Raw genomic sequence first — 12,021 nt, 5'->3', positions numbered from 1 at the left:
TTATTATTGCAAATTTTCTACTTTGATTGGAGCTGGCCTCTTTTCGTTTGACTCCTTTTTCGAATAACTCCATAACATAAGAAGACCAAAAAAAATTAATCCAATGGAAATCCATTTGGTCACACTTTCAAAGAATGTTATTACTACTGATTTTTCGTAACTCGAAAACCCCTCAACTCCCATTGGACTTCGTCTGTAAAACTTTCGTCTGTTGATCCAATATCGAAGGCTTACACCTATAATTAGAGCAATTATACCTAAAAACAATGCAGGATTCATATTCAAAGATTTATAAAAATTACTTTATAAATTTACAAAAAAAAGCAACAAACTAGCAACAACCTAACAACAAGTATCTTATTTGAAGATAGTTACATTTTTTTATAATTTTTAAAATCAAAGTGACTGCTAAACTATATCTAGTAAAGCAATCAGTTGTTATTTAGTTTTGATCACTACTCTAAATCTTCCGCTGTATGTTGCTTCTTAACTAACTTGGATTTAAGTAAGTGACTGTTTTTAATCTCCAAAACTTGCAATCGGCTACCATTTTTTTCATGGAGTTCTATGCGAAGTACTTTGTCATCAGCGATGGTAAATTGATCCAAAACAAAAACATTTCTGGAAACCGTTTTTCCTTGTACCTCATCGATAGCGCTATAAACTCGTATTGGTTGTTTAATTACTTCTTGTACAACCGTGCGTTTGGCTTTCTTTTTATCTATCACTTTAAAATTTATAAAATCAATCGGAAATGAAACGAAACTTGAATTCTTAATTTGTGTATGAAAATAAAATTTGTCGTCGTTAATATAAATACCTTTTAAGAGAAATTCTATTCCAAATTTTCTTGTACCAATTTGTTTTATAAAGGGTTTGTCTCGCTTATAGATCTCCTCCATTAATTCGTCGACCAGGTTGGGCGAATTTGTTCCAAGTTCTTTAAACAAAATTGGTTTTGAATTCCATTCACGATCGCTTTTTTGAGTTTTAGTAAAACTGTAATTAGTAACCCTAGGACACGAATTGTAGGAGACATTAAAACTATAGAAAGTTCCGTCTTCCGTAATTACTGAAAAATTAGTTTCTTCTTCAAAATCCCGAACAAATGCTTTTACTCTCAAAACATTACCAGAATCATCAGCCTTACTAGCAACCAAGTTAGTACTACCTAAATCTACGTAACGAATACCAGAGGGAAATAATAGATGTGAGGTTTTATCGAATGTTACTTCTATATCGTAGGGTTCTATTATACTTAAAATTTTCTTTGCATTCGTGCACAAGGCCTCTTGCCCGTGCGTAATTGATGTGTATCCTAACATTAAAATTAGTACAATCAAAGTGTTTTTTACGGTTGTTTTCATTTTATATAATTTACATTTTAAACAATTATTTTTTTGAGACTAACAGTACTTGCAGTCCTGCTTTTAGGGTAACTTTCGAAGTTTTAATTTTTTTGGAGAAATAATTTGAAACACCTTGGACTAATCCACGGCTTAAATCCCCTGCGATCTGTTGTCCAGCGGAAGTTGACAACATTATACTGCTGCCAGAAGTTTGTCCCATATTGGCTGCCATGTCGGTCATAGCGGTACGTTCTGGAGAATAAGGTACTGCCAATCCCTGTTGTCCGTCCAAACCATAGATATTGAGTTCAATGGGGAGAATATTTCCCTCCAACTCAATAGAGCTGATCTTCAGTTGTAACCTACCTTGCTGAAACTTTGAATTTGCCGTTACAATAGTTCCGACAGGGATCGTTTTGTTCTGTATCCTTGCGGGCTCCAATAAACGCAAGCTAACACTAGTTTCTTCGGAGACGAGTTGTGTTTCTTGAACAACAGCACGAATACTATTCTTTGCTTGCTGTTGTTGATTATTATTTGTGAATTTACTATTGCTAGCCGCTACTACTGGATGTTCCTCAACTTTTTGCTCCAGGTTAGAAACGACCTTGTGCCTTTCTGGAATTATGGAAACAAAGGCTTCTTTTGGTGGTGAAGAAATTCCAGTTGCCTTGGTTTCGGGCGAAGCTGAACTGATCGGCAAATATTTAGCCGCCATCTGATACGATTTCTCCATTAACTCCAACTGATTATCAACAATATTAGTTGGTGTTTCTTCCTTTCTTGCCAGTTCTTCTTTTAGTTCCTCTAGTTGCTTGCGTAATTCCTGCGTTTCAGAATTATCATTATTGTAAAAACTGCCCAATGTATTTTGTGCATTGCGATAACTATTTAATGAGGCGTTAGTATTCCCTTTTTTTTCAGGAACATCTTGCAAAGATTCTTCTGTACTCCCTTCATTCCAGTAATCAGATAGAGATGTCAGGGCATTTTGTTTTTCTTGATTTTTCTGTTCTAATAATTCCTGTTCATAGGCTTTTTGTTTGTCATTTTCTAAACCAATAGTTGTAGCCTGAGGAACAGAGTCGTTAAGTCCTAGAATCTCAATATTTCTTATATTTTCTGCTGGTTTAAATATCAAATACATACAACCAAAAAATACGATTGCCATCAATCCAAAAATGATTGGCTTTTTAATTTTTTCGGCTTTACCCTCACTAATCACTTCCAGTCCTTCAGAAGCTGTATGTACACTGCCATCTGTAACATAGACTGCATTTTTCTTGTTTTCACTTTCTTTCATGTCTTTTCTTTTTTATAATTAGTATTAATGATCCCTCAAGGGATTGCACGCTACTGGAACTAAATCAAACTGATAAGAATACCAGCTATGCTGATCATTAGATAGACGGCAAAACAAACCATGATATATTTATACTGTTTCTACAATGGAAGCATCCTCCATTTCACCTCAACTTCATTGATCCATAGATCAATATTTGTTCGAATCTCTTTCATCTTTGTTATTTTTAACGTTCAATAATTTCTAGGTCATTATTTTCTAAAACCGTAAACTTCTCCATATTGAATCCTTGTGGATTGTTATCAGAACGAACGGAATTCACTAGGTAGCACGAAGTGACGAGATTCCTTTTTGTCACATTACTGGATCGAATGATGAACTGCTTAGAGTACGTTTTCACAGCATAAGGATAGGTTTCAAAATCACATACCACACTATCCACTTCAAGTCGCTGTTGGACATTTCCCGAAATGATCCTATTGTAATATCCTTTTTCTGCTAAGTCTTTGTAATAATCAAAAGCACTTTTATCAGCAAGATTAAATGCTCTTTTCATGTTGTTTTCAATAGCATTTTTATCTGGAGCTAGTGTAAAGAAAAGCTCGTGAAACCGACGAACATGCTCACGAGCCTCTACAGGCCTATTGATAGAAGCATCCTGAGCAAGAGCCAACATTAGCGATTTTCCATTATCTAATACATAGACTTTCTGACGTTGTAATTCAGCGAACCGGTAGGACTCCCAAACAGCATAACCTGATATACCAACACACAGTACTGCAAATACAAGAGCGTAAAGCCTAATTTGACTGAAACTATTTTCGATATTTCTTAAAGTTTTAAATTCCATTTTACTTTAGTTTAAATTGTTATTTTATTAATCTACCACCTATATTTCCAGCAACAGAGCCTGTACCAGCCCCTACTATATTTCCAGTTTTAGTAGTCGCTTGATTTATATTGCGAACAAAGTTTCCTGCGCCACCAGCCTGAATTATCCATCCAGTCACCGTAGGAATGGTAAAATATCCTATGATGCCAATAATCATAAAGATTATATAAACAGTGCTCGATGAATCGGGGATAAAAGTGGGATCGGATAAACTGTCGATATCCTTTTGGAGTATTAAAGATTGAATTTTGGACAACATCGCACTAAAAAGATCTGAAACGGGTAACCAGAGATACACACTAATGTACCGAGTCAGCCACTGCGTTAAAGTAGACTGAAATCCATCCCAGACTGAAATCGCAAATGCTAAAGGACCCAATATGGAAAGCACTATTAAGAAGAACGTTCGTATCGTATCTATGACTAGTGCGGCCGCTTGAAAAAGCACTTCTAAAAATTCACGAAAACTATCCCGAATCATTTTCTTGACACCGTACATTTCTCTTTCAATATACATCCCAGATATGGTTGCCAAATCTGTAGGTGTCCATCCGAGGTCATCTAACTTTTTATCAAATTCTTCATCCGATGCTAAATAGGCTGTTTCAGTATTACGAAGCATCGCTTCTCTCTCCAATAGGTCTTTCTGCTGTTGTAAAGCATTCAAATCTAAAACTTGACTTTCTAATATGCTATGCGTTCCCTGCACCACTGGACTCAATACGCCGTTAAGAGTTCCTAAAACAATCGTTGGAAAAAATGTAATACAGATACCCAAGGCAAAAGGCCTAAGTAACGGGAAGACGTCTATCGGTTCGGCACTACTCAGGGCTTGCCAGACTTTTAATGCGACATAAAACAATGCACCCAATCCAGCCAAACCCTTAGCAACCGCTGCCATATCTGCTGATAAAGGCATCATCTCGTCATAGAGCGAACGTAATACTTCGTGAAGATTATTAAATTCCATGATTACCAATATTTTTGGTTCGCTGTTCCGTATAAATCCAAAACTCTTTGACTGCTATTGGCTTTCTTGGCACGTAGATAACTAACCGAAATATTTTTATTCGTGAAATAGCGAACCAAACTGTGGTACTCTTTTACTTTTAGATACACTTGGTCAATAATGTCCATTCGCTCTTTATCATTGAGCGACAAGCTGGAAGAGTTTACAATTTGTTTTAACTCTTTCAAAAGTTCTGTGCTTTCATTAAGTAAGGTTGAATACCCATTCGCTATGGCTGTTAGTTCCTGCTCATTGAAATTGGGATCGTTCAACATTTTTCCAAAATTGTGTACATACATTTCAGAAACATCGCCAACAAGTAACACAGTCTGTTGCACTTTTCGAGCATCTTTCACTAGATTGTTTACTGCCTTTAGTTTATCATAATATTCTTTACCTTGATTATAGACTTTTTGGACTTCTTTAAAGTTGTTAATCATATTGGTCGCTGTGGTCGAAGTTTGTATAATCTGTCTCGCTGAATTGACTATTCCTTGAGCCAAATTTGTAGGATCTGTGACCACCCACTGTGCTTTAGCATTCGGCATGACAGCAAATAGTATCACCATACATACCATAATTTTTAAATTTTTCATTGCTATTCTTTTTTAAAATGTTTACTAATTGTTTTCTTTTTCCCTTTTCTCAAGGGCAATCCTTTTGATGGCCTGTTCTACATTTCCATCTAATTGACTTGCCAGTTGCATGACTTCCAACTTTTCTGTTTCTTCAGTGGTGTAGGCTAAATATTCCTCGAAACTAACTTCTGTAGCATATACTGCCGAATGTGTGCCGCCTAGCCCAATCCAAACTTCTTTGTAAAGTCGCTTGGGATCATTGTTCATGTTGATAGAAAGTACCTGTGCCTTTTCCTTTTCAGTCAAACCAAGCATGGCCTGGATATCATCAAATTTGTTCATGTACTTACGTTGGTCAAGGAGTATTTTACAATCCGAATTATTGATAATACTTTCTTTTACAATGGGAGAATGGATGATATCATCTACTTCTTGCGTTACAACAATTGCTTCTCCAAAAAACTTTCGCACCGTTTTAAAAAGGTATTTGATGTACTCTGCCATCCCTTCTTTTGCGATAGCTTTCCAAGCTTCTTCAATTAGAATTAATTTTCGTACTCCCTTCAATCGACGCATCTTATTGATAAAAACTTCCATAATAATGATGGTCACTATTGGAAAAAGGATTTTATGATCCTTGATCGCATCTATTTCGAAAACAATAAATCGTTTAGAAAGTAAATCCAGTTGCTTTTCGGAATTCAACAGATAATCATATTCACCTCCTTTGTAGTAAGGTTCTAATACATTTAAGAAGTTGGCAATATCAAAGTCTTTTTCTCGTACCTTTTTATCTTCTAATACTTGCCTATAATCTCCTTGTACAAATTCATAAAACCCATTGAAAGAAGGAAAATCATCTTGCAGCTTGATTCGTTCGATGTAACCACTCACTGAATTTGAAAGTGCCACTTCTTCTGAGCGTGTTGGTGGTTCATCATCCCTTTTCCATAAGGTCAATATTAAAGTTTTGACACTTTCTCTTTTCTCAATATCGAACACGCCATCATCAGTGTAGAAAGGGTTAAAGGCTATCGGATTGTCTTCGGTGTAGGTGAAATAAACGCCATCTTCTCCTTTGGTTTTTCCTTTGATTAATTCACACAATCCTTGATACGAATTACCTGTATCCACCAACAGCACATGCGCCCCTTGCTCGTAATATTGTCTTACCATGTGATTGGTAAAAAAGGACTTTCCTGAACCTGATGGTCCTAATATGAATTTGTTCCTGTTGGTAATAATACCGCGCTTCATGGGCAAATCAGAAATATCCAAATGAATAGGTTTTCCCGTCAGTCGGTCAGCCATCTTGATTCCAAAAGGAGAGGGTGAACTTTTATAATTGGTCTCTTCAGTAAAAAAACAAAGCGCTGGTTCAATAAAAGTGTAAAAGCTTTCTTCACTCGGAAAGTCCCCTGCATTACCTGGCATTCCTGCCCAGTAAAGCGTTGCAACATCTGTAGTGTTGTGCCTTGGTTTACATTCCATCAAGGCCAAAGCACTACCGGTGTCGTTCTTTAGTTGTTTTAATTCCAAAGGATTATCTGACCATGCCATAACATTGAAGTGTGCCCGAATAGAAGCATTTCCAAAAGAATGTGCTTCATTCAAATAGCGTTCGATCCATTCCTTATTGATTTGATTGGCTCGGCTATACCGTGCCAAGGAATGCATATTTCTTGCTGATTTTTCGAACTTGCGCAGGTTGTCTTCGCTGTTATCTAAAAAAAGATATTGGTTGTAGATGTGATTGCAGCTTAACAGCAATCCAACTGGTGCAGCAAAAGACAAAAGACAGTCACTTCTATCGGTAGACAATTTTTCGTAACGGGTTTCTGCTGATACTGAACTAGGCAAATCATCGGTATCGGACAACGTATGCAAACAAAGTCTTTTATTTCCTATGCGAACTTCTTCTCCGCCCAAAGCAATGTCCTGCATTGGTGTCCCCTCCTCTCTTGAAAGGCTTAGGTATTGTTCTAATAATCCTAATTTACCAGCTGTTCCAATGATATCCTCCTCACTTAATCGTTCCAGTTTTATAAAATCGGAATCGTTCACAATCCGCTCAAATTGCGCCACCGATTCCATAAAGCGAGAAAGGACTTCCTTAGCTCTTAGCTCTTTTGGGATAAGCACTCCTTTGCAAAGCGAAGAAAAATTACTCTGCATTCGCATACGCTCTTTCGACGTTTTAGTTAAGAACAGATAGCAATAATGATTGAGAAACGGACGCTCATTAAAATGTTGCTGGTAGGACTTTGCCAAAAAACTCAAATCTTCTTTGGCTATATCGGGAGCATAATTTTCCTTGATGTACCAATCCTGTTTGTGCACGACCGTATAATCAGGCAAGGTTTTTATAGCCTTATGCCAAGCCGAATGAATGGCTTCATATTCCGCAGAGGCTACTGTGAAAAGTTCTGGAAGCTGTACTCGAAAACAAGCTGTGATGTCAGCATCCTTGGAGATAATACAATTATTTTCTACTGCTAACAACGGAAACTTACTTTCCAGTGTTGACGCTTTTGATTTATTTCTCATGGCTGATGCATTTTGGAATTCGACTGAAAATAGCGATACACAGGCTTGCGACAGATGATATATCGTGGATGTCTTTTGTTTGCTCCCACTTTCATCAAACCATGTTCGCCGTACTTTTTGTTCAATGAAAAAGTTTGCCAAACTAATAGCGATCCTCCACCGATTCCTATAAACAGACACAGATAAGAATTGACTCCAGTCATGTACAAGATCATTATCAGGATAAGCATCCCGAGCAAACCACCTGCGAAGATGAACAAGTACTGTGCTTTTAGTCCTTTGAACTCTACAGTTCGTCCAATACCTTTATTAATACTATACGTATTCATACCGCAAATACTAAAGGAAGAAAGAGCGTAAAACAGTTGCCGCTACAATCAAAAAGATACAAGCTCCAAACCAACTCGCCGCAGTCTTGCTTGTATCTGGATCACCGCTACTAAACTTGTTATAGACCTTCACGCCACCAATAAGTCCCACAACTGCTCCAATAGCATAAATAAGTTGGGTAGCAGGGTCAAAATAAGAAGTAACCATTTGTGTCGCTTCCGTGATTCCTGCTGTTCCGTTTCCTTGTGCTACTGCACTAATTGTTGATAGTACAGCCACTACCAACACTACTTTTTTAACTTGATTTCCCATGATTTGAAAAAATTAAATTGTTCTTTATTCCTGTACTTTACAGGAGTAGAGCATAAATATCATGTGGAAACAGTTGCTGTTTAATATGTTGTCGTTATGTGGGGTTGTTTGGCAGAAGAAGACTTGATAATTTACTATTTGATAGTAAAAATCACTAAATTTGAGCAATCAATAATGTTATATTGTAAATCGCAATATGCAATATAGCATGATGAAAGATTTCAAATGTTGATAGAGAAGTTAGAGATTATTCCAAAATAAAGGAACATCACAGAAGTTTTTTTACTATTGGTATAAAACAATGGTGAAATAATTTATATCTAAATTTTATTATGGAGGAAAAAAACATACGTGATGAATTATCAAAAGTCCTAGTTGATGATCCAACCAATTATGGTAAAATATTAGAATTATCTGCTAAACTTTCAAGTTTTGATGATGACAATATTCGCTTTAGTGTTGATGCTGGTGTAATTGATAGACTTGGAAGTGAGTTAGTTGCTAGACAAGAAACAGCAGTATCTGAATTAGTAAAAAATGCTTATGATGCTGATGCAACGAAAGTGAATATTAAGTTTGAAAATTCAGATGAAGTTGGAGGTACCCTCTATATTGAAGATAATGGAACAGGAATGAACCGTGAACAATTAATAAATGGATTTATGAGAATTTCTTCTAGTTCAAAAATACATAATCCATTATCTGAAATTTATAAGCGTAAAAGATCAGGTCAAAAAGGAATTGGACGATTTGCTGTTCAAAGGCTAGGAGAAAAATTGACTATAACAACACAAACTGAAAATGATGAAGAAGCATTAGTCTTATCAATTAATTGGAATGAATATGCTAATGATTTAGATCTAAATTCAATTACAAATAAAATATTTTCAAAACAAAAAACTAGAGATAATGGAACAACCTTAAGAATTGAGGGTTTAAAAGACAAGTGGTCTGAAGCATCAATTAAAAGAGTTTATAAGTATATAGGTGACATATTACAGCCTTTCCCATTATCCGATATTAACGAAGAAGAATTACCTGAAATTGAAAAAGAAGACTTAAACTTGGATCCAGGATTTAAAGTTTATTTTTCAAAAATTATCAACGGTAGACAAATTAATATTGCTGATGAAAAAACTATGGTTTATAATTATGCAGTGGCAATTATAAATGGATATGTTGATGATAAAGGATTTGGAATTTATTCAGTCGAAAGTAATAAATTAAATATTAACGAAGTAAAGGATTTAAGTTCAGATCCAGACATTGAAAATGTTCCTTATAAAGAATTGAGGAGTGTTAAATTTAGAGCTTATTACTTTATTTATCAAAGTGACTTGATTCCCAAAATGCAAGAATCCAGTATTCGAAAATTGGCTAGAAAACAAGGAGGAATTAGATTATATAGAAATGGATTTAGGGTACTACCCTACGGAGAAGTAAACAATGATTGGATTGGATTGGATGAATCAACTAAAAGACGTTCTATTTTGCCTGTTCATTCTAATCTGAATTTTTTCGGCTTTGTAGAATTAATTGATAAAGAAAATAAATTTAATGAAACATCTAGTCGAGAAGGTCTGATTGAAAATGAAGGTTTGATTGAATTAAAAAATTTTGTATATAGATCAATAATGTCATCAATTCTAAAAGTAGCTGAAGTAAGAAATATAAAAATTGTTTCTGGACAAAGACAAGTAGATGGAATTTATGAATCAGTAGAATTAAGAATAAAAAATATAGCTTTTACACTTGAGGAATTAGACAAAGAATTAGAAAAGGAATCAGGAAACATTGAAGTTAAAAAACGTAGAAAAAAGAAATTAGATCAAGTAAAAAAAGAAATTGAGGAATTACAAAAAGCTCAAGAAGAAGAAAAAGAACAATTTTTAAAAGAAAGATCTATGCTTCGAGTTTTAAGTAGTGTAGGTTTAACGATTGGACTTTTTCTACATGAAGTGAAAGATTACATTCTGAATATGGATAACAATGTTTCTTTTTTGATTGAAAAGTTGAATAACGACAAAGTGGTTTTAAATAGGTTAACATTGCTCCAGTCAAATATTGAGTCTTTCAACACTTACACCTCTTATTTTGATGCAGTAATTTCACAAAATGTAATTAGAAATCTTAAACCAATCGATTTAAGGAACACAATAAATACTTTTTGGAAAACTATTGAAAATGATTTGATTAAAAACAACATAAAACTTGATGAACCTAAAATTGAAGGAAATTATTTGTTCTCTTGTCCTATGCATCCTTCTGAATGGTCTAGTGTTTTATTTAATCTATTCACAAATTCAAAAAAAGCTATAAAAAGAAGTAATAATCTAGGTCTAATTAATATTGAATGTGGAAAATTTGAAAATAAAATCTACTTGAAATTTTCAGATACTGGTGATGGTATAAATGAAGAAAATAAAGAACGAATTTTTGAAGAATTTTTCACTACTTCTTCTCCAAATACAGTTGATAATTTAAACATTCAAAATGAATATACAGGAACTGGTCTAGGTTTGAAAATTGTAAAAGATATAATTTCCAGTTATAGAGGTAGAATATTTGTAGATGAACCAAAAGAAGGATTTTCAACAACAATATCAATTGAAATTCCAGCAGCAACAGAAAAAGATTTAGATAAATATGGCTTATAAAATATTATATATAGAAGATTTAGAAGCAGAAACAAGAAATTTGACTTTTAAAAGAGATAATTTTGAAGTAATATCAATTCCTCCATCAGATTCGATTGATAAAATAATAAGTGATATCAATGAGATAAATCCGGATTTGATAATTTTAGATTATATATTAACTGAAGGTTCAAGTTTGAAATTTTGTAATGCACCAACAGTGGCTGCAACATTAAGATCTTTGACAGCAGTTGAAGGGTTTAAAGAGCGACCTATTGTCTTGATGTCAAATCAAGATCATATTGTGAATTTATATCGCAAAGATTACACAAGCCATGACCTTTTTGATTATGCAATTACAAAGCAAAATGCAACAAAGGTTTGTACAGAAAAATTTATAAATAAATGTATTTCATTTATTGAAGCCTACAATAAAATTGCAGAAGTCAATTTTAATATATCAAACATATTACAAATTGATAAAAAAAATATACACTCAAAATTATTTTTTTATTTAAATGATAATAATAAATCTACATATGAGTATAGCAGATTTATTTTCGAGCATTTGATTAGGTGTTCGGGAATGATAATTGGAGAAGATGTTTTGTCTGCAAGATTAGGTGTATCAAAAGAATCAAATGATTGGCAAAAATTAAAAGATATTTTACAAGAATATCAATACAAAGGTATTTTTTCCAATTCTTATAATAGATGGTGGATGTCTTATATTGATACTTGGTGGAATACTAATATTGATGAAAAATTTTCATTTAGGCATTATAATGCTGAGGAGAGGGTTGAAATATTAAAAAATAAAACAGGACTAAATTTGATATTAGCAGTTTCTAGCGATAAAAACCTGAGTACAAATTATTGGACAATTTGTAAGCAAACTAAACTTGCGTTAGATCCTTTTGATGGAATTGAATTACTAGAGGAAGAATTTATGCCATGGCAAGATAGCGATTATGTTTCTATTGATGGATATTTAGAGGATATTGAAAAATATAGTAAAATAGTTAGTGATTTAGATAGAACTGAAATGCGTAAATACTCTTAGAT

At 34.1% G+C, this 12,021-nt stretch carries 11 protein-coding genes; 2 read left to right on the top strand and 9 right to left on the bottom strand.

Features of this window, described 5'->3' with window-relative positions:
• Positions 1-3: 3 nt before the first annotated feature.
• From ACNQGB_RS06700 to ACNQGB_RS06660, 9 genes are all read right to left on the bottom strand, one after another.
• Positions 4-279: a molybdenum ABC transporter permease gene (locus ACNQGB_RS06700; protein WP_417944476.1), complete on the bottom strand. Its 276-nt coding sequence runs from the start codon at positions 277-279 to the stop codon at positions 4-6.
• A gap of 176 nt (positions 280-455) precedes the next feature.
• Entirely contained in the window at positions 456-1,367 is a 912-nt protein-coding gene (gene traN, locus ACNQGB_RS06695; RefSeq protein ID WP_417944477.1) for a conjugative transposon protein TraN, read from the bottom strand.
• Between the two features lie 25 nt (positions 1,368-1,392).
• Positions 1,393-2,652: a conjugative transposon protein TraM gene (gene traM, locus ACNQGB_RS06690; RefSeq protein WP_417944478.1), complete on the bottom strand. Its 1,260-nt coding sequence runs from the start codon at positions 2,650-2,652 to the stop codon at positions 1,393-1,395.
• Positions 2,653-2,878: 226 nt separating this feature from the next.
• Positions 2,879-3,502 (bottom strand): conjugative transposon protein TraK, encoded by a 624-nt coding sequence (traK, locus tag ACNQGB_RS06685; protein ID WP_417944479.1) that lies wholly within the window; start codon positions 3,500-3,502, stop codon positions 2,879-2,881.
• Positions 3,503-3,521: 19 nt separating this feature from the next.
• Entirely contained in the window at positions 3,522-4,514 is a 993-nt protein-coding gene (gene traJ, locus ACNQGB_RS06680; protein WP_417944480.1) for a conjugative transposon protein TraJ, read from the bottom strand.
• Between the two features lie 2 nt (positions 4,515-4,516).
• Positions 4,517-5,149 carry a DUF4141 domain-containing protein gene (locus tag ACNQGB_RS06675; protein ID WP_417944481.1) on the bottom strand — a complete coding sequence of 211 codons (633 nt, stop codon included), beginning with the start codon at positions 5,147-5,149 and terminating at the stop codon, positions 4,517-4,519.
• Positions 5,150-5,173: 24 nt separating this feature from the next.
• On the bottom strand, positions 5,174-7,678 hold the full coding sequence (locus ACNQGB_RS06670; RefSeq protein ID WP_417944482.1) for a TraG family conjugative transposon ATPase: 2,505 nt from the start codon (positions 7,676-7,678) through the stop codon (positions 5,174-5,176).
• A complete protein-coding gene (locus tag ACNQGB_RS06665) occupies positions 7,675-8,007 on the bottom strand; it encodes a DUF4133 domain-containing protein (RefSeq protein WP_417944483.1) in 333 nt (110 codons plus the stop codon). Before ACNQGB_RS06665 ends, ACNQGB_RS06670 begins: the two co-directional genes overlap by 4 nt.
• 10 nt (positions 8,008-8,017) lie before the next feature.
• Positions 8,018-8,320 carry a DUF4134 domain-containing protein gene (locus ACNQGB_RS06660; protein ID WP_417944484.1) on the bottom strand — a complete coding sequence of 101 codons (303 nt, stop codon included), beginning with the start codon at positions 8,318-8,320 and terminating at the stop codon, positions 8,018-8,020.
• Positions 8,321-8,652: 332 nt separating this feature from the next.
• On the opposite strand from ACNQGB_RS06660, the gene ACNQGB_RS06655 reads away from it, so the two are divergent.
• Both ACNQGB_RS06655 and ACNQGB_RS06650 read left to right on the top strand, forming a co-directional pair.
• A complete protein-coding gene (locus ACNQGB_RS06655; protein WP_417944485.1) occupies positions 8,653-10,977 on the top strand; it encodes a sensor histidine kinase in 2,325 nt (774 codons plus the stop codon).
• Positions 10,967-12,019 (top strand): response regulator, encoded by a 1,053-nt coding sequence (locus tag ACNQGB_RS06650; RefSeq protein ID WP_417944486.1) that lies wholly within the window; start codon positions 10,967-10,969, stop codon positions 12,017-12,019. Before ACNQGB_RS06655 ends, ACNQGB_RS06650 begins: the two co-directional genes overlap by 11 nt.
• Positions 12,020-12,021 lie beyond the last annotated feature (2 nt).

It is taken from the genome of Flavobacterium frigidum (assembly GCF_048286795.2).
The sequence above is the reverse complement of the archived record's forward strand: the minus strand, read 5'-3'. Positions and strand labels throughout refer to the sequence as shown.